Raw genomic sequence first — 19570 nt, 5'->3', positions numbered from 1 at the left:
CATTAAAAAAGCACCATTTACTTCATTAGGATTTTTTCCATATAAGAGAGCCACTTTTTCTTTTTCTACAATTTCGTTTAGAATATCTGTATTATCATCGCTTAATATTTCGGTAGTGGTAATATTAATTGCATTTTCTAAATGCCCTTTTTCATATTCAATTTGATCTCTTACATCAACTAAAATATAATTAGGGTTTTCAATTTCATCTAATGATACAAAATAGTCTGCAGTGATTATTTTTTCTAGTGTAGCAGCACTATTAACCTTGTATAAATGTTTAGGTCGTTCATATGATAAAACAGCTATAAGTATTATCAATATGAAAAGCGTCCCAGCTATTGATATCCGTTTGGTTTTTTCTAATTCTTTCATAAAGAGTTTTTTGTAAAGTGTTTAAAATTAACAACCACCTTCTGCTGGTGCTTTCTTTTTCTTTTTAACCGTAATTACCTTTTTAGGTTTTGGAGGTGCTTTTTTAATAACAGTCTTAAACTGTTCAGGATAAGCAACACCAAAATACATACTCGCAGCTTTTCTAAATGTATATAGCTCAAATGCTTCAGCTGGCATTGTTTCAGCTGGTTTTAATGGATTAATAATCGTATTATACCATTCATTGACACCACCTTTTAATACATGTAGATTTTTATAGTCTAATCTATTACATAATATCCAGGCCTGATCTGCATAAAAATTATCATTTGAAAATAGTACTACATCATATTGACCTTGATTTAAATACATTTCTGAATCTTCATCAAGTAACTTAGCCAAAGGAATGTTAATTGCATTTGGAAGTGTATATTTATTAAAACTTTTTTCATCTCTAACATCAATTAATAAATAAGAAGGATCTTGATTTATTAATTTGTCAGCTAAATTGTCTGTTGAAATATATCTTTCAGGGCTAATTATGTTGCTTAGAAGTTGCTCTGTTTTAATACCTTCATGTTTTTCGTATTTAGGTAATAAAACTAACCCACCAGCAAGTATAACTAGTATTCCGGCAAGAATCATATATCTAAAAGCTAAAACTTTTGCTACCTTTTTTTTAACCATTGTGTTATTGTTATATTAGTAAAATATTTTTTTATTTCTTTTACGAATCATATCAGATATTACAAACGATACAATTGCAATGATGGTGAATATAAATACAAACCAGTAAGGATTGACACCTAAAGAATCTTCAAGTGTTATATTTCCTAAAAATGACCCCTCATATAATGGTTGAAATAATACAAATAATTCGGAGAAAATAAATACTCCTATCATTATACCAACAACATAAACTATAGCATCAATTTTACCAATTGCAACTGCACATAGGCTTGTTCCGGGGCAAAAACCTCCAGTAACAAAACCTAATCCCATAATTACACCTCCAATAATTGCTCCCCATAAATATGTAGGGTGAACATACATTTGGTTTATATCTACATAGCCTAAATAATCCATGTAATACATACCTATTAATGATACTAATGCAGCGGTAAAAAACACTTTTAATACTGCGAAATCATAGCCGTAAAATACTCCAGCTAATTTTCTGGAAGATGAAAATCCAGATGATTCTAAAACAAATCCGAAAACAATACCAATTAAAATGGCAATTATACTATCCCACTCTGCAGGAATTACTCCGTTAGGAATTAATGGTCCCATATATTTTTATTTTTTATTTAATTAAATCCAATTTTTTCTAAAAAAGTAAGCAAACGCAAATGCAGAACCAAAAATGGCTAGCATTGTTATAAAGCCACCTGTTGACAATACCGCCATACCACTTAATGCTGCACCGCTTGTGCATCCTCGTGCAATTTGAGCACCAAGCCCAAATAAAATTCCTCCACCCAAAGCAAAAGCTAGCCTTCTTTTTGGAGTTATTTTAGGTGAGTGTTGTGTTCTCCAACCTATTCTACCAGTTAATCCACCAGACAAAAATGCGCCAATTAAAACACCTAATGCTTCAAATACTAACCAAGTATTCATTGGAGATTTTTCTTCATTAATAAATCTACTATAATATGTGTTGTTTTCGGCATGTGTTGGTGCTACAGTGTCAACTATTGTTACAACACTACTTTTCATTGCTCCACTTGCTCCTAATCCTCTACCAGTTATATAAAAAGTAAATAAGATTAAAATTCCTAGGAGGAAACCACCAAAGTATGGGTTCCAATATACGTGTCTATTTTTTTGATTATTTTTCATAAGTTACTTTTTAATAAAGGAATCTAGTTATTTGTCCGGCTTCAACCATTACGAACCTAAATACTAACCCTCCTAGAAGGACAAGTAAAGCTGGAACCATTGCAGGAACTTTGAAGCCAATTAATTCAATAAGTTCCATAATTGCTGGAATAATGAGCCCAAGAATTACTACAAAACCGAAGAACATTAATGTAAACTCACCATTTACTAATAACTCCATAGCTTCTAGTTGTACTTGAGAACCTGCATAATATCCCATAATCATATGAACTATTAAGGCTAATTCAACAATAATCAGCGCTAAATCTATTTTTCCAAAAGTGTGTTGTTCTAATTTATTTTTCGATAATAAAATAATAGCTGCAGCTCCTGTTGATAAACCTGATACTAAGAATAGTGGGCCTAAAATTGCATTATTCCATAACGGTCTAGCATTGAAAGCAGATAGTAAAATACCTGTATAAATACCTAAAACTAGCGTTAATGGAATTAAGGCATATGCCATGTAAATTCTGTTATCTTGAGCAAATTTCTCAACGGTATTTAAAAATTTAAATCTTTTAAATACCTGAAGTTTTTGTTCCCATCTTGGATAAATCTCTCTATAATAACTAAATGTCCAAATAAAAGATATTGGAGTTACAATTAATAAAACCCAAGCTCCCCAAGACATTGGAGATTCAATTCTAAAGGTCATATATAACTGCCAAGTATACAATTTATGAGTTAAATCGTAAACTAATGCTAATAAACCGATTGACAATGCTATAGGCGGAACAATAGATGCTATTTTAACAGTAGTTGGGTATTCTTTATCCTTACCTAATATATAAAATAAGGCAGCAAAAAATAACAATCCCGCAGATAAACCACCTAGAAATAAATATAAGGATATTGGCCAGTGCCAAATTTCCAATGAAGGATCTATATGTGGTATGTTTCTTCCACTTGTAAATAATTCTTCTTGCATAATTTTAATTTTAAATTAAGTAAAAAACATGTGGATTAGTCCCTGCTTCAGGAGCTAATGTTTTATACTTTCTGTTTTTTAATAATTGTGAAACTTCGCTATTTGGATTGTCTAAATCTCCGAAATACATACATTTTGTTGGACAAACTGATACACAAGCAGGGAGTTGGCCTTTTTCTAATCTATGATGACAGAAAGTACATTTATCTACATAACCATCTGGGTGTTGAAAACGAGCATCGTAAGGGCAGGATTCTATACATGCACCACATCCAATACATTCATTTTCAGTTACCATTACAACTCCACCATCAACAATGTGACTTGCTCCAGTAGGGCAACATCTTACACATGGTGCATTATCACAGTGGTTACATCTTTCAGATCTAAGCTCTAATTCTAGATTTGGGTAAGACCCATCTACCCTTTCAGTAATCCAATCTCTACAATATCCAACTGGAACATCGTTTTCCGTTTGACAAGCAACTACACAATCACTACATCCAACACATTTTAATGTGTCTATTACCATTGCATATCTCATATCTCAATATTTTTATGTGGATTTTCAGTTAAAATTGTTACAAAATTCCCTCTCATTCCAGTTCCACCCATAATAGGATCAACCGCTACTTTTGAAATTAATTTTGTATCATTTATACCTTTACCATAAGCTCTACTTAATTTTTTATTGTCGTGACCAAAACCGTGAACCATATAAACTGAATCCCATCGAACTCGTTCTGTAATCCTCACTTTAATCGAGAAGTTAGAAATAACATCATCTTGATTTTTTAGCCAAACTTCTTGACCGGTTTTTAAACCTATTATCCTTGCAACTTTAGGATTTACCCACAAATTATTTTCATCTTTTAAGTCATTAAGATTTGGGTTATTTGCAGTTCTACTAAAGGTATGCATTGGTGCTCTACCATAGTTTAATCTATAAAATCCTTGAGGTGCTTCAGGGTGTGGAGTATATACTGGCATTGGGTCAAAACCTAAATCTTTTAATTCTTGAGAATAAAATTCAATCTTTCCGCTCATTGAAGGAAACTCGTAAGTTTCATTTTCGTTCATATACATTGAACCAGATTTACGAGGGAAATTTTTAACACCAATTTTCTCCATTTCCTCTAATGAAGATCCCATTTTATTTAATTGCCATTCAATAACTTCTTTAAAGTCATCATAGTTAAAATATTCTCCTAAGCCTAATCTTTCGCCAATTTGCTTAGCTATCCACCATACTGGTTTAGAATCGTATTTTGGAGCAACAGCAGGGACTCTTACAGCAATCGAAGGTTCTCTATTTGTTGCAGATCTAATACCATCATATCGTTCTAAATAAGTACATTCAGGTAAAACAACATCGGCATAACCAGTCACATCCATTGGCATTGTATCAATAACTACCATAAAATCTAATGCTTCAATCGCTTCTTCTATTATTTTATGATCGGGAATAGATTTTGTAATGTTAGTACCAGCAATCATCATTGCTTTTACTGGGTATTTATTATCATCACTTGGAATCGCAGCTTTTAAAACTTCAGTAGTGATACCCATTTCAGCTAAAGGATATTTTTCTCCTATTTCTTCCCAACCCCATTTTGGATGTGGATAAGCTGGGTGTGGAAATTTAGGAACTGCTATTTTTTCTTTAAAATAGAAACCTCCTCGACGTCCCCAAGATCCTAATAAGCCATTTAAAATAGCCATTGCTCTTGCTCTTTGAGAATCATCTCCATACCATACAACATGACGACCAGGGTGAATAATTACTGCTGGAGCGGCGTGCGCCATAACTCTTGCAGTTTTTCTAATTTCTTCTGGTTTAATAGTTGTAATACCGTAAGCCCATTCAGGTGTGAATTTTTGAACGTGTTCTTTTAATTCATTAAATCCTAAGCCGTATTTTTCAACATATTCTTTATCATATAAACCTTCTTCAATTAATACATTCATCCAAGAGAGCATTAAGGCGATATCGGTTGCTGGTTTAATTGCTAACCAATGTTCAGATTTACTTGCAGCTGTCGAAAGTCTTGGGTCAACCGTTATAATTGTAGCGCCATTGTCTATAGCATCAGACATTTCCTGCACTTGTGAGTTGTGCATGTTTTCACCAATATGTGATCCTATTAATACTAAACATTTAGTATCTCTAATATCTGTTGGTTCAGGAGAACCAACCCAAGAACCAAATGTTGATTTAAATCCAGTTTCGCGCGGACCTCTGCATTGAGCATAAGCAGGTTCAGCTATAGTATCAGAACCGAAGGCTTTAAATAAATGCTCTAAATGAGCACCTGGCGAACCATGTTTTATTAAAGCAACAGACTCCGGACCATAATTTTCTTTTACATCTTTAAATTTAGAGGCAATTAAATCTAACGCCTCTTCCCAACTAGCTTTTCTAAAAGTATCTTCTCCATTTACTGTAGTACGAATTAGAGGAGTTTTAAGTCTATCTTCATCGTTATACATTCCTACACCACCTGTTCCTCTTGGGCACAAACGGCCATAACAATGGGGGTCATTATCATTACCGATAATTTTTTTAATTTCGCCTTCTTCGTTAGAATATGTCCAGGCAGCACATTTCCAAAAGCAAACTTCGCAATAAGTAGGAGTTCTTTTAAATTCTTTAGTGCCTTTTGGTTTTACTAAATCATCTAAATATGAATTAGCTCCTAATACATTAATTGCACCAGTTGAAGCCGCAACACCTCCTAATCCTAAGGCAGAAATTTTAATAAATTTTCTTCTTGAAGTAGTCATAAGTTATTCATTTTTTTTCTGAGGTAAAGTTACTTACATGAGGTAATCTAGAATATGACAAATGTCACCTATGTAAATTATGTAATGTAACATTTGTAGCATTTTAAGGTGCTAGCGAAGGTTTTTATGTGATAAAAGTAGCAAAATATTTTAAAAAAATAGTTAATTCTTTAGATGTCATAACGTTAACATTTATTATTGAATTGTTCCTAACAATTTATTTATTGTAAATTTGATCCAACAATTTATTTATGAAAATTAAATATATAAAAACAGGTTTTTTTACACTACTCATTTTTGGTTTAATTAGTGTTTTTTATTTGAAAAATGAAACATATTTTAGTTCTAATTCAAATGAGAAAATAGAATATGTAAAAATTGATAACATTGATGAAGAATCTTGTTTAAGTTGCCATTCAAATACAAAAGGATATTCGGAGTATCATAATCCCGAATTAATTGGTTGCATTAGTTGTCATTTGGGAAATCCAAATACATTAAACAAAGAAGATTCACATAAAGGAATGGTTCTAATACCAGGAAATTTATCAGATGCTGCTGAAACTTGTGGAAAGTGTCATCCAAACGAATTATCTAAAATTGAAAATTCATTAATGACTACTAATAGTGGTCTAGTTGCTGTTGATAAATATATATTTGGTGAATCAGATTCTCCAGATTACCATTACCATATTAAAGATTTAAAATATTCTCCTGCAGATAAGCATATGCGTGATTTATGTGCAAACTGTCATTTAGGTGCTGAGAAAAAAGAGTTTGGAGAGATTACGGAAATGAGTAGAGGAGGAGGTTGCAATGCGTGTCATTTAAATTATTCTGAAGAGGCTAAAACTGATTTAACTACTTATATGTCTTCAGATAAAATGGAGTTACCAAAGTTTCATCCATCAACAGATATTTTTGTTAAAAATGAACATTGTTATGGTTGTCATAGTCGTTCTAGTAGAATTTCAACTAATTACGAAGGTTGGCAAGAAACCATGTTAAATGAGGATGAAATTAAAAATTTGAACGGTTATAAAACTGCTGAAGACAAGCGTGTTTATAAATATATTGAAGAAGATATACACCATACAAAAGGAATGTTATGTATAGATTGCCATTCTTCGCATGAAGTTATGGGTACAGGTAAAAAATATGCTCATGAAGAACAAGCGGTTACTTTACAATGTGCAGATTGTCATTTTAAAGAAAAGCCAAACACCATATCCTATGATTCTTTAGATGCCGAAAGTATTTTAGTCTTTTTGCATAGAGATTATAAACATTATGATAAAGAAATGATTGCTGTTAAAAAAGATAATCATCCTTTGGTAAACACATTTATAGATGCTGAAGGCAATGCTTTTTTGATAGGAAAAAAAGATGGTGTACTTCATCCATTGAATCCTCAGCCTGAAATTTGTTCTAGAGATAATGCTCATCAAAATGTGAGTTGTGCTACGTGTCATTCTTCTTGGACATCTCGCTGTATAGGTTGTCATAATGAATTTGATAAAGATGAACCAAGAGCTTTTGATTTACTAGATAAAAAATATGGGAAGGGGCAATGGAAAGAGCATGTAGCTGAATTTTCTTCCTCAATTCCTGCTATGGGAGTTCGTTCAACCAAGGAAGGAGATCACATTGAACCTGCTATACCTGGCATGATTATGACTATTGATAAGGGTAGTTATGCAGGAAAAGAAATAGGCACTGATGTTTCATTTCATAGGTTATACGCTCCAAATTCACCACATACAACAACTAGTATAGTTAGAGATTGTAAGTCGTGCCATTCTAATTCTGCAACTTTAGGGTATGGAAAAGGAGAATTAACGTATACTATTGAAAATGGAATTGGGAAATGGTCATTCACCTCGGAGTATGCTTTAAATCCAAATGATAATTTGCCTGAAGATGCTTGGATTCCATTTTTAGGTGAAACAGAAAAGGGTGTCATAAACTCTACGAGATTAGATTTTAGGCCATTTACCATTGAAGAACAAAAAAAATTATTATTTGTAGGAGCTTGTTTAAAATGTCATAAAGATGATTCTAAACTAATGCAAGAAAGTTTAATTAAGGGTATTCAGCCTTTATTAAATAGATTAAGTGAAGATTGTGTTTTGCCTGCGTGGGATTAATAAATTTATAATGGATAAAATTAAGGTTACCTTTTTTGTATTTGTACTTGTATCAATTTTAGATATTATAGGAATTATTTTAGAAATACCATTTCTCAGATATATTTTTAAACCGTTAATTATTTTATCATTACTCTTTTTATATACATTTTCTGTACAAAAAAGATTGAAATGGTACTTATTTGCTTTAGGATTTTCATTTTTGGGAGATGTTTTATTGATGTTTGAAGGAGAACTATTTTTTATTACTGGATTGGTTTCATTTTTAATAGCTCATTTTTTATTTATAAAGATTGTATTATCTCGTATTCAAAAGTACTCTGTTTTAAAAATTATATTTTCAATTATTCCATTTTTTATAGTATTTAGTTTGTTGATTTTTACTTTAAAAAATTCGCTTGATGAAATGCTTATACCTGTAATAATTTATGGATTAACTATTTCAACATTAGGCGTAGTTTCTTTAATTGATTTTATGAATAATAAATCAAGAAAATCATTATTAATGTTTTTAGGAGCTATTGTTTTTATGTTATCAGACTCAGTATTAGCAATAGATAAATTTTATTTCGAAGAGCATTTTAATAAAATTGTCATCATGTTTACTTATGTGTTAGCTCAATATTTAATATTTCGCTCTATGATTTTTGGAAATGAGATAACGGATACCAAAGAAAATGAATAGTCTTAGTTTTGGTATTATTAATAGGGAAAATCAAAAAAAATTATTTAGAAAACACTTCGTTGTGTTGTTCTTGCACCCTTATAAAAGTTGTTCTTTTTGTCAGTTCCTTTAATCTTTTAGCTCCAACATACGTGCACGTAGACCGTAAACTACCTAAAAAATCTTGTACAGTATGTTCTACTTCACCTCGATAAGGAATTTCAACCGTCTTTCCTTCAGAAGCCCTATAATTGGCAACACCACCAACATGTTTGTTCATGGCAGTTTCAGAACTCATTCCGTAAAATTGTTTGAATTTTTCACCGTCTATTTTAACTGTTTTTCCTCCACTTTCTGTATGTCCTGCAAGCATTCCGCCAAGCATCACAAAATCTGCTCCACCACCAAAAGCTTTGGCAATATCACCAGGTACTTTGCAACCCCCATCTGATACTATTTGACCACCTAAACCATGTGCAGCGTCTGCACATTCTATAATTGCTGAAAGCTGTGGATAGCCCACACCTGTTTTTACGCGAGTAGTGCAAACTGAACCTGGTCCAATGCCAACTTTAATAATGTCAGCCCCAGCTAGTAATAATTCTTCAACCATTTCACCAGTAACAACATTACCGGCCATAATTACTTTAGTTGGATATTGTTCTCTTGTTTTTTTTACAAAATTCACAAAATGTTCGGAGTAACCATTTGCTACATCAATGCAAATAAATTTAATTTGAGGATGTTGTTTAAAAATTGCTAAAAGTTTTGCTGAATCATCTTTTCCTGTTCCAGTACTAACGGCAAAATAATCGGTTATATCTGATGTAGATGAATCTATAAATTTTTTCCAATCTTTTAACGAGTAATGCTTATGAATAGCTGTAAATATTTTATGTTTTGCTAATTCTTTTGCCATTTCAAAAGTACCAACCGTATCCATGTTTGCCGCCATGATAGGAACTCCATTCCACTTGAGTTTACTATGTAAAAAAGTAAATTTTCTATTTAAATCAACTTGAGATCTAGAGCTTAATGTTGATCGTTTTGGACGAATCATTACATCTTTAAAGCCTAATTTTAATCCAGTTTCTATGCGCATTTTAATCTGTTGTATTAAACAATTATACTTTTTCCTTTACTAGCTTTATTTTTATCATTATCAAAATAAAAATCGATTCTACCAACATTAATTCCATAACAACCTACTTGGTTTACCAATACATTTTCCCCTTCGCTATTTTTTGTAACCGTTGGTTTTGGTAAAAATGTATGCGTATGTCCGCCAATAATTAAATCGATATCTTTTGTTTTTGATGCCAATTCTAAATCACCAATTTCCTGTCGTTCAGGTGCATAATGATATCCTAAGTGAGATAAGCAAATTATCAAATCGCAATGTTCTTCGTCTTTTAAAATTCGACTCATATCTTGAGCAATTTCAATTGGATTTAAATACTTAGTTTCTTTATAATTTTTTTCACTAACCAAACCTTTGAGTTTTATTCCAACTCCAAAAATTCCGATTTTAATTCCGTCTTTTATAAAAACTTTATATGGTTTGGTATGTGTATCTAAAATAGTATTCTTAAAATCATAGTTAGAGCTTATAAAATCAAATTTTGCGTGAGGTAATTGAGCGTATAAACCGCCAACACCATTATCAAAGTCATGATTTCCAATGGTTACAGCATCATATTTAAGCATACTCATTAATTTAAACTCTAATTCGCCACCATAGAAGTTAAAATAAGGTGTTCCTTGAAAAATATCTCCAGCATCTAGCAGTAAAGTATTCGGATTTTCTTTTCTTATTCGTTCAACTAAAGTTGCGCGTCTGGCTACCCCTCCTTTATTTGCATATCTAGAATGATTGCTTGGGAATGGCTCTATATGACTATGGGTGTCATTGGTATGTAAAATCGTAATATGTTTGGTGTTATTGCTAGAAAACGATTCAAGTGATAGACCGCCTAATGTTAAAAAAGCTGTTGCTGCAGTAGATTTTTGAATAAAATTTCTTCTTTTCATACTATTAAATTTCACTACGGAATCTTCCGTCTAGGTTAACTTTTATGGTATCATTTTCTTTAAAATAATCAATAATTGCATTCCGAACTTTATAATCGGTTTTGTATAAATTCACTGGATTTTTAAAGAAAATCATATTATCACCTCCATTTTGTAAATAATCTGATGTTAACACGTAATAGGTTTTAGAAGCTTCAATTGGCTGATTGTTAATCTTTAGATTATATCCATTTTTTGTTATTTCTAAATTTAGATGTTTAGAAATAGGATGTGCTCTATTTTCAGTGATTAAGTAATTTATTAATTCATATAGTTTATCAGTTGTTAATTCAACCACAACTAACTCATTTTCAAAAGGCATTAAATTAAACGCGTGTTCCATAGTAATATCGCCTTTGGAAATTCCAGCTCTTATTCCTCCAAAATTTAACATTGTAAAATCAATATTTTTACTTGTTCTAGAATTAAAGACTGGATCTGCTTTTTCATAACACAAGTCTGCCATTAAATTTCCTAAGGAACTTTCGAGTTTTCCATCAAGCCTATTTAGTTCATTTGGAGTAAAACTTAAAACAGCATTCATTTCAGCTTCGACCTTTACTTTATAAGGCTCAATTGTAGTTTCAAATACTTCTTTCGGATTTAATTCTTCACTAATAGGGATTAGTTTTCCTTCAATTCTGACTAAATGATGAGGATCATTTTTACAACTAAAAATTATGAATAGTGTAAAAATTAAAATTATAAATTTTTTCATTGCTGAAATACTAATGATTTTAATTAATTTTGTGAATTCAAGGGTAAATATAGATGATTTTTACAGGATTTAAGAGAAAAAGCAATCAAATTTTTTTAAATAAGAGACAGTCTAAATTAGTCAATAAGACTAATGTTGTTTCTTTAAAGAAAATTAAAAAAATACTCGTTGTTTGTGATGATTATTCTAAAAAAGAAATCATTAGAGAAGAGCTACTAAAAATGTTTACACTAGTTGAAAAGGATATAAAGTGGTTGTTTTTTCAGCAAAAATTACCAAAAGAATTGGAGTTGGATGACATAATTTCACCGAAAGATTTTGGTTGGTATGGTAAAATTAAGTCTGAAAATTTGACTAATATTTTAACAAAAAAATACGATTTGTTAATTAATTACAGTAAAATTGATTGTGTATATATCAATCTTCTATTATTGCACAGCAAAGTTGGATTTAAAGCAGGGTTTTCTCATTTAAATACTGACTATTATAATTTATTAATTAATTGTAAAACTGATGAGATAGATATTTTTACAGAAGAATTAAAAAAATATTTATCTATCTTAAATTTAATTGAATGAAAGAATTGATAGGAACAGGAGTGGCTTTAGTAACCCCTTTTAAAAGTGATAAATCAGTTGATTTTGAAGGTTTGAAACGTTTGGTAAATTATCAAATTGATAATGGTATTGATTATCTTGTAGTTTTAGGTACAACAGGTGAACCAGCTACTTTAACAAATGAAGAAAAGGAGCTAGTAAAAGCTACAATTGTTGAAGTAAATAATGGAAGATTACCGATTGTTTTAGGTGTTGGGGGAAATAATACAATGGCTGTGGTTGAAGAATTAAAAACCACAGATTTATCTAATTATTGTGCCATACTTTCTGTATGTCCTTATTATAATAAACCAACACAAGAAGGAATTTATCAGCATTTTAAAGCAATTTCTGAAGCAAGTCCAAAACCAATAATTGTATATAACGTTCCTGGTAGGACGGGTTTGAATGTTCAACCAACTACCGTTGTTAGACTTGCAAACGATTTTAAAAATATTATTGCGATTAAAGAAGCTGCTGGAGATATAGTTCAAGCGCAACGATTGATACAAAAGAAGCCTAAAGATTTCTTAGTTATTTCTGGTGATGATATGATTGCACTTCCAATTGTGCTGGCTGGTGGAGCTGGAGTTATTTCAGTGATTGGGCAAGGTTTACCCAAAGATTTTTCAAAAATGATTCAATATGGTTTGAAGAATCAAGTAAATGATGCTAACAATTTATTTTATAAAATGTTAGATAGCATTGATTATATTTTTGAAGAAGGAAATCCTGCAGGCATTAAGGCATTGTTGCAGAAGTTTTCAATTTGTTCAGAAAATGTTCGATTACCACTAGTAAATGCCTCTCAAAATTTACACCAAAAATTAACTAATTTTATTGATAATTATTAGTATTTTTGCAACTCAAATTTAATCAGAATAAATAAAAATAAGATTATGTTATCAGAAAGAATGCAAACTGTTTTAAATAAACAAGTAAGAATTGAAGCTGAATCTTCTCAAGTATATTTGGCAATGGCATCTTGGGCCGAGCAAAAAGGGTTAGAAGGTGTTTCAGAATTTATGTATGATCAATCTGATGAGGAACGTCAGCATATGATGAAATTGTTTAAATATATCAATGAAAGAGGTGGGCACGCGAAAGTAACTGAGTTAAATGGTCCAGAATTGGAGTTTGGTTCTATTAAAGAAATGTTTGAGACTTTGTTCAATCATGAAGTGTTTGTTTCTCAAAGTATTAATGAATTAGTTCATATTGCTTTAGAGGAAAAAGATTACGCTACTCATAACTTTTTACAATGGTACGTAGCTGAGCAAATAGAAGAAGAAGCGCAAGCTAGAACTATCTTAGACAAAATAAACTTGATTGGTGATGATAAAGGAGGATTGTATTTATTTGATAATGATATTAAACAACTATCAGTTGTAAGTTCAGTTGCTCCAGAAGCATAATTTATAATTAACAAAGAATTAAGATTGTTAATAGATATTTATTATCAAACACAGTTATTTTTGTGGTAAAGTGATACTAAAAAAATCATTTTAATAATCCATATTAAATAACTAATTTTGCCAAATGCAAAAAAATAAAATTTATATTTTCATTTTGTTGATTGCTATAGGTGTTTCATCTTGTAGTGAATATCAAAAAGTTTTGAATAAAGGTACTGTCCAAGATCAGTATCAAATGGCTACAAAAATGTATGAAAGTCAGAAATACAATAAAGCCATTCAATTATTTGAAAAGATTACTCCTAGCTATAGGGGTAAACCGCAAATGGAACGTATTCAATATATGATTGCTCAAGCGCACTATAATACGAAGCAATATACTTTAGCGGCATATTATTTTGATAAGTTTGTAAAAAATTATCCAAAAAGTTCAAAAGTTGAAGAATCTGCATATTTATCAGCTCAAAGTTATTATTTGGCATCTCCAATTTTTAGTTTAGATCAAAAGGATAGTTATGAGGCTATTACAGCTTTACAAAACTTTATTTACAAGTATCCAAATTCCCCAAATATAGTAGATGCAAATAAACTTATTAAAGAGTTAACGCATAAATTAGAAAAAAAATCGTTTGAAATAGCAAAGCAATATTATCATACGACTGATTATATTGCCGCAATAGTTGCATTTGATAATTTATTGTCTGATTATTTGGGAACTTCTTATAAAGAAGAAGCTTTATACTATAAATTTAAATCAGCTTATGAATTAGCTATAAATAGCTATATTGCGAAAAAGGAAGAGCGTCTTTTAAATGCAATAAAAATACATGAAAGATTTAAGAGGAGTTTTCCAAACTCTGAATATATAAATGAAACAGATAAATTATCTATAAATTTAAATGAAGAATACAATTCTTTAACAGCACTAAAAACAGAAACCAATGGACTATAAAAACTCAAAAGCAGCTACCACAACTGTAACGTATGACAAAAATGAAATTGAAGCTCCTACACAAAATATATATGAAGCTATTACAATTATAGCTAAAAGAGCTGAGCAAATTAGTGGTGATCTAAAAAGTGAACTAGTTGAGAAATTAGAAGAATTTGCAACTTATACTGATAGTCTAGATGAGGTTTTTGAAAATAAAGAACAAATAGAAGTTTCTAAATTTTATGAAAAATTACCTAAAGCTACTGCAATAGCTGTTGAAGAATGGTTAGAAGGTAAAGTTTATTATAGAAATCCAGAAGATATACAAGAGTAGATGTCAGTTTTAAGTGGTAAAAATATACTTATTGGCGTAACTGCTGGTATTGCTGCTTATAAAACGGCTCATTTAGTACGATTTTTTGTAAAAGCGGGTGCAGATGTCAAAGTTGTTATGACCCCTGCTTCAAAAGATTTTGTGACTCCACTTACACTTTCAACATTATCTAATAATCCTGTAGTTTCTACTTTTTTTGATAAAGAAGATGAAAATGAGCAATGGAATAGTCACGTAGATTTAGGTCTTTGGGCTGATTATATGGTTGTTGCTCCAGCCACAGCAAATACATTATCCAAAATGTCAAATGGGGTTTGCGATAATTTATTATTAGCAACCTATTTATCTGCAAAATGTAAAGTTTATTTTGCACCAGCGATGGATTTAGATATGTATCAACATCCAACCACACAGCAAAACGTTAAAAAATTACAAAGTTTTGGAAATGTTTTTATTCCACCTTCAAGTGGTGAATTAGCAAGTGGATTGATTGGAGAAGGGAGAATGGAAGAACCTGAAAATATTATTTCATTTATTGAAAATGACATTATAATAGGCTTACCGCTATATAATAAAAGTGTTTTAATAACGGCGGGCCCAACTTATGAGGCTATTGATCCAGTTCGTTTTATTGGAAATCATTCTTCTGGTAAAATGGGATTTGAAATCGCTAAAGCAGCTGCTAATTTGGGAGCGAAGGTTTATTTGATAACTGGTCCATCTAGCGAAGTTGTTTCTCACTCTTCAATACATCGAATTGATATTGTAAGTGCAGAAGAAATGTATGATGAAGTTCATCAGCTTTTTGGTTTAGTTGATATTGCAATACTTTCTGCTGCGGTGTCTGATTATAAACCAAGTAATATAGCAACATCTAAAATTAAAAAGACAGAGAATTCAATGCGTATTGAATTGGTAAAAACTCACGATATTTTAGCTTCTTTAGGTGAAATTAAAACAACTCAGTTTTTAGTTGGTTTTGCACTCGAAACCGATAACGAAATTGAAAATGCATTACTTAAACTAAAGAAAAAAAATCTAGACTTAATTGTGCTAAATTCTCTGAAAGACGAAGGAGCGGGATTTAAGAAAGAAACAAATAAAATTACAATTATAGATAAATCCGAAAAAATTTCTGAATTTAGTCTAAAATCTAAAGCAGCTGTTGCTAAAGATATATTTAGTGAAATTTTAAACAGACATTATGCGTAAATTTTTCAATGTTGTCTTAATTATTTTTTCTATTGCACAAGTAAACTCACAAGAGTTAAAATGTACAGTGGCTGTTGTTTCTGATAGAATACCTGGTTCAAATAGACAAATTTTCACAACGCTTGAAAATGCATTAAATGAATTTGTAAACCAAAGACGTTGGACAAGTTATGCATATAAACCTCAAGAGCGAATAGATTGTAACCTAACATTGACAATTTTAGAACAAAGTGGCAATGAATTTAAAGGACATATTCAAATTCAATCTTCACGCCCTATTTACAATTCATCTTATTTAACACCAGTATTTAACTTTAAGGATGATAATTTTTCATTTAATTATGCAGAGTTTCAACCGTTGCAGTTCAATGAAAATATCTTTGAGTCTAATTTGATATCTATACTGTCATTTTATGTTTATACTATTTTAGGTTTTGACGCTGATACTTTTTCTTTAAATGGAGGAACTTCCTTTTTTACAAGAGCACAAGATATTCTTGTTCAATCACAGCAAAGTGGATATGCTGGTTGGAATCAAAATGATGGACCTGGAACACGATTTATGTTAATTGATAATATACTATCTCCAACATATAGTTTGTTTAGAAAAGCTTTGTACACCTATCATTTACAAGGTTTGGATGTTATGAGCGATGATAATCGTAAAGCAAAAGAAAAAATAGCTGAATCTATAATGGATTTAAAATCGATTTTTAGCGTTCGGCCAAATGCATTTTTGTTACGTGTTTTTATGGACTCAAAAGCTACTGAAATTGTAAGTGTATTTTCAGATGGACCTATTTATGACACAAAAACATTAAAGGATGATTTGTTACAAATTTCACCTATTAATGCAGGGAAGTGGAATGAAATAAAGTAAGTTTTAAATTTAAAATATAAAAATGCTTACAAATCTTTCTATAAAAAATTATGCATTAATTGAAAGTTTATCTGTTAATTTTAAAGATAAATTATCAATTATTACTGGTGAAACAGGGGCTGGTAAATCTATTTTGCTAGGGGCACTTGGGTTGGTTTTAGGAAAAAGAGCAGATTCAACAACTTTAAAGAATAAAGAAGTTAAGTGTGTAATTGAAGGGCAATTTTCAATATCAAATTATTCTTTGGAGGATTTTTTTCAAGAGAATGATTTAGATTTTGAAAAAGAAACGATTATTCGACGTGAAATTTTGCCTAGTGGAAAATCAAGAGCATTTATTAATGATACACCTACAACATTACAAGTTTTGAACTCGTTGAGTGAAAAATTAATTGATGTGCATTCTCAACATCAAACAATGCAATTATCAGATGTTAGTTTTCAGTTTCAGATTTTAGACGCCATAGCAAATAATTCTGAAAAAATTGAATCTTATAAAAGAGGTTTAATTGTATATAAAAAGTTGTTAAAAGAATTGAAAGAGCTTATAAAAAGTCAAAAATTAGCTCAGGAGCAATTCGACTATAATTTACATTTATTTGAAGAATTGTCAAAAGCAAATTTAAAGATAGAAGAACAACAAGCTATTGAACAGAAACTGGATAAATTAAATAATATAGAAGAAATTAAGTTAAGTTTATCAGAAGTTCAATCAGTTACTTTTAATGATGAAATTGGGATAAATGCATTGTTAACATCGGTAGTTAATAACCTACAAAAAATTAAAGGTTTTTCTAAAGAGTATGGAGCCTTTTATGAAAGAGCCTTAAGTGTTAAAATTGAATTTGAAGATATTGGTAGTGAAATTGAAAGGGCAAATGAAGAAATTGATTTTGACACATCAGAATTAGAGAATTTAAATGATAGATTACAATTAATTTATAATTTACAAAAAAAGCATTCAGTAAGTTCAATAAGTGAATTAATTAGAATTGAAGAAGAGCTCTCTGTAAAGGTTGACCAAGTAAAAAATTCTTCGAAACAAATTTCTGAAAAGGAAGCTGAAATTAAAAATGTATCTGATAAAATAGATCATCTTGCAAAAATAATTTTTAAAGAACGACAAAAAGCAATTCCAGTTCTTACGGAAAAGTTAGAAAATAAGCTGATGTATTTAGGTATGGAAAATACTCGTTTTCAATTTAATTTAGTGCATCTTGATCAGTATTTTTATAACGGAAAAGATGAATTACAGTTACTGATTTCTGCGAATAAAGGAGTTAATTTTGGTGAATTAAAGAAAATAGCTTCGGGAGGTGAATTATCTAGAATTATGCTTTCAGTAAAGTCAATTCTTTCTGAATATTTAAAATTACCAACTATTATTTTTGACGAAATTGATACAGGTGTTTCTGGAGACGTTTCGCAAAAAATGGCTGAAATTATGAAAGAGATGAGTAATAATATGCAAGTAATAACCATTACTCATTTACCTCAAATAGCAGCTAAAGGTAAACAGCATTATAAAGTTTATAAGGAAGATATAGCAAATAATATTGTTACGAAACTAACTGAGTTAACTTATACTGAGAGAATAGATGAAATTGCAGAGATGTTAGGAGGTAAAAACATCAGTGAAACTGCTGTGGAGCATGCAAAGCAATTGTTAAATTAATATTTTAACTATATTTGCAGCCTATTTTAAATAAAATCAAATAAAATACAATTATGTATAACTTATTAAAAGGAAAACGAGGAATTATATTTGGAGCATTAGATTCAAAATCTATTGCTTGGAAAGTGGCAGAAAGAGCACATGAAGAAGGAGCAACATTTGTTTTAACAAATGCACCAGTCGCTTTAAGATTAGGAACTATTTCTGAGTTAGCAGATAAAACAGGGTCTCAAGTTATTCCAGCTGACGCTACTTCTATGATGGATTTAGAAAATTTAATTGATAAATCTATGGAAATTTTAGGCGGCAAAATAGATTTTGTTTTACATTCAATTGGAATGTCTGTAAACGTTCGTAGAGGTAATCATTATACAAATCAAGATTATAATTTCACCAAAACTGGTTGGGATGTTTCGGCTTTATCTTTTCATAGATTAATGAGTATGTTGTACAAAAAAGATGCAATGAATGAATGGGGAAGTGTTGTCGCATTAACCTATATGGCGGCTCAACGTGTATTTCCAGACTATAATGATATGGCAGATAATAAAGCTTATTTAGAATCAGTAGCACGAAGTTTTGGATATTTCTTTGGACGTGATAAAAAAGTAAGAGTAAATACAATTTCTCAATCACCTACACCTACAACTGCAGGAAGCGGAGTAAAAGGTTTCGATGGTTTTATTGCTTATGCTGAGGAAATGTCACCACTAGGAAATGCAACAGCTTTAGAATGTGCAGACTACACAATAAGTCTATTTTCTGATTTAACCAAGAAAGTTACATTACAAAACTTATTTCATGATGGAGGATTCTCTAATATGGGTGTAAGTACTGCCATAATGGATACTTTTATGGAAAATTATACAGGTAAAGAAGATTCTTCAGAAGAAGCAAAAACTAAAAAATAATAGACAATAATAATTGTTATTTTTAAAAGCGATGATTAGATAT

At 30.6% G+C, this 19570-nt stretch carries 21 protein-coding genes; 11 read left to right on the top strand and 10 right to left on the bottom strand.

All coding sequences use genetic code 11. The annotated features are described in order from the left end of the window. The 7 genes from HKP59_RS05900 to HKP59_RS05870 form a co-directional block, all read right to left on the bottom strand. Window positions 1-375 (bottom strand): rhodanese-like domain-containing protein (locus tag HKP59_RS05900; protein WP_291804500.1); only part of this gene is annotated, 375 nt, incomplete at its 3' end. Window positions 376-402: 27 nt separating this feature from the next. Beyond that, on the bottom strand, window positions 403-1062 hold the full coding sequence (locus HKP59_RS05895; RefSeq protein ID WP_291804496.1) for a rhodanese-like domain-containing protein: 660 nt from the start codon (window positions 1060-1062) through the stop codon (window positions 403-405). Between the two features lie 15 nt (window positions 1063-1077). Then, window positions 1078-1668, bottom strand: coding sequence for a YeeE/YedE thiosulfate transporter family protein (locus tag HKP59_RS05890; RefSeq protein ID WP_291804494.1), 591 nt, complete (start codon window positions 1666-1668; stop codon window positions 1078-1080). Between the two features lie 21 nt (window positions 1669-1689). Next, complete coding sequence (locus HKP59_RS05885; RefSeq protein WP_291804491.1) at window positions 1690-2217, bottom strand: YeeE/YedE thiosulfate transporter family protein; 528 nt, start codon at window positions 2215-2217, stop codon at window positions 1690-1692. Window positions 2218-2227: 10 nt separating this feature from the next. Then, window positions 2228-3187 carry an NrfD/PsrC family molybdoenzyme membrane anchor subunit gene (gene nrfD / locus HKP59_RS05880; protein WP_291804488.1) on the bottom strand — a complete coding sequence of 320 codons (960 nt, stop codon included), beginning with the start codon at window positions 3185-3187 and terminating at the stop codon, window positions 2228-2230. A gap of 10 nt (window positions 3188-3197) precedes the next feature. Beyond that, window positions 3198-3731 carry a 4Fe-4S dicluster domain-containing protein gene (locus HKP59_RS05875; protein ID WP_291804486.1) on the bottom strand — a complete coding sequence of 178 codons (534 nt, stop codon included), beginning with the start codon at window positions 3729-3731 and terminating at the stop codon, window positions 3198-3200. Further along, window positions 3728-5971: a molybdopterin-dependent oxidoreductase gene (locus tag HKP59_RS05870; protein WP_291804482.1), complete on the bottom strand. Its 2244-nt coding sequence runs from the start codon at window positions 5969-5971 to the stop codon at window positions 3728-3730. The genes HKP59_RS05875 and HKP59_RS05870 overlap by 4 nt, the downstream gene beginning before the upstream one ends. A 251-nt stretch (window positions 5972-6222) precedes the next feature. On the opposite strand from HKP59_RS05870, the gene HKP59_RS05865 reads away from it, so the two are divergent. Together HKP59_RS05865 and HKP59_RS05860 are read left to right on the top strand one after the other, a co-directional pair. Beyond that, window positions 6223-8118 (top strand): hypothetical protein, encoded by a 1896-nt coding sequence (locus HKP59_RS05865; RefSeq protein WP_291804480.1) that lies wholly within the window; start codon window positions 6223-6225, stop codon window positions 8116-8118. Window positions 8119-8128: 10 nt separating this feature from the next. Then, complete coding sequence (locus tag HKP59_RS05860) at window positions 8129-8803, top strand: lysoplasmalogenase (protein ID WP_291804477.1); 675 nt, start codon at window positions 8129-8131, stop codon at window positions 8801-8803. A gap of 40 nt (window positions 8804-8843) precedes the next feature. Here the strand turns inward: HKP59_RS05860 and HKP59_RS05855 are convergent, their stop codons facing one another. From HKP59_RS05855 to HKP59_RS05845, 3 genes are read right to left on the bottom strand one after another with little or no spacing between them, the layout of a single operon-like run. Then, entirely contained in the window at window positions 8844-9884 is a 1041-nt protein-coding gene (locus tag HKP59_RS05855) for a GMP reductase (RefSeq protein WP_291804474.1), read from the bottom strand. A gap of 14 nt (window positions 9885-9898) precedes the next feature. Further along, window positions 9899-10813 carry a bifunctional UDP-sugar hydrolase/5'-nucleotidase gene (locus HKP59_RS05850; RefSeq protein ID WP_291804470.1) on the bottom strand — a complete coding sequence of 305 codons (915 nt, stop codon included), beginning with the start codon at window positions 10811-10813 and terminating at the stop codon, window positions 9899-9901. A gap of 4 nt (window positions 10814-10817) precedes the next feature. Next, complete coding sequence (locus tag HKP59_RS05845) at window positions 10818-11570, bottom strand: 5'-nucleotidase (RefSeq protein ID WP_291804468.1); 753 nt, start codon at window positions 11568-11570, stop codon at window positions 10818-10820. A gap of 53 nt (window positions 11571-11623) precedes the next feature. On the opposite strand from HKP59_RS05845, the gene HKP59_RS05840 reads away from it, so the two are divergent. The 9 genes from HKP59_RS05840 (at window position 11624) to HKP59_RS05800 (ending at window position 19527) form a co-directional block, all read left to right on the top strand. Then, complete coding sequence (locus HKP59_RS05840; protein ID WP_291804465.1) at window positions 11624-12148, top strand: hypothetical protein; 525 nt, start codon at window positions 11624-11626, stop codon at window positions 12146-12148. Continuing rightward, window positions 12145-13020, top strand: a complete 876-nt coding sequence (gene dapA / locus HKP59_RS05835; protein ID WP_291804462.1) for a 4-hydroxy-tetrahydrodipicolinate synthase — start codon at window positions 12145-12147, stop codon at window positions 13018-13020. Before HKP59_RS05840 ends, dapA begins: the two co-directional genes overlap by 4 nt. Window positions 13021-13065: 45 nt before the next feature. Continuing rightward, complete coding sequence (locus HKP59_RS05830) at window positions 13066-13581, top strand: ferritin (protein ID WP_291804460.1); 516 nt, start codon at window positions 13066-13068, stop codon at window positions 13579-13581. 124 nt (window positions 13582-13705) lie between these two features. Continuing rightward, entirely contained in the window at window positions 13706-14533 is an 828-nt protein-coding gene (gene bamD, locus HKP59_RS05825) for an outer membrane protein assembly factor BamD (RefSeq protein WP_291804457.1), read from the top strand. Further along, window positions 14523-14849, top strand: coding sequence for a DNA-directed RNA polymerase subunit omega (locus tag HKP59_RS05820; protein ID WP_291804454.1), 327 nt, complete (start codon window positions 14523-14525; stop codon window positions 14847-14849). The genes bamD and HKP59_RS05820 overlap by 11 nt, the downstream gene beginning before the upstream one ends. Then, the gene (coaBC, locus tag HKP59_RS05815; protein WP_291804451.1) at window positions 14850-16061 is read left to right on the top strand and encodes a bifunctional phosphopantothenoylcysteine decarboxylase/phosphopantothenate--cysteine ligase CoaBC; all 1212 of its coding nucleotides are present in this window, start codon (window positions 14850-14852) and stop codon (window positions 16059-16061) included. Next, entirely contained in the window at window positions 16054-16941 is an 888-nt protein-coding gene (locus HKP59_RS05810) for a DUF4835 family protein (protein WP_291804448.1), read from the top strand. The genes coaBC and HKP59_RS05810 overlap by 8 nt, the downstream gene beginning before the upstream one ends. A gap of 22 nt (window positions 16942-16963) precedes the next feature. Next, the gene (gene recN, locus HKP59_RS05805) at window positions 16964-18616 is read left to right on the top strand and encodes a DNA repair protein RecN (RefSeq protein ID WP_291804445.1); all 1653 of its coding nucleotides are present in this window, start codon (window positions 16964-16966) and stop codon (window positions 18614-18616) included. A 53-nt stretch (window positions 18617-18669) separates the two neighbouring features. Then, entirely contained in the window at window positions 18670-19527 is an 858-nt protein-coding gene (locus tag HKP59_RS05800) for an SDR family oxidoreductase (protein WP_291804442.1), read from the top strand. Window positions 19528-19570: the final 43 nt, after the last annotated feature.

Source organism: Lutibacter sp., assembly GCF_013041805.1.
Taxonomy (GTDB): Bacteria; Bacteroidota; Bacteroidia; order Flavobacteriales; family Flavobacteriaceae; genus Lutibacter.
The sequence above is the reverse complement of the archived record's forward strand: the minus strand, read 5'-3'. Positions and strand labels throughout refer to the sequence as shown.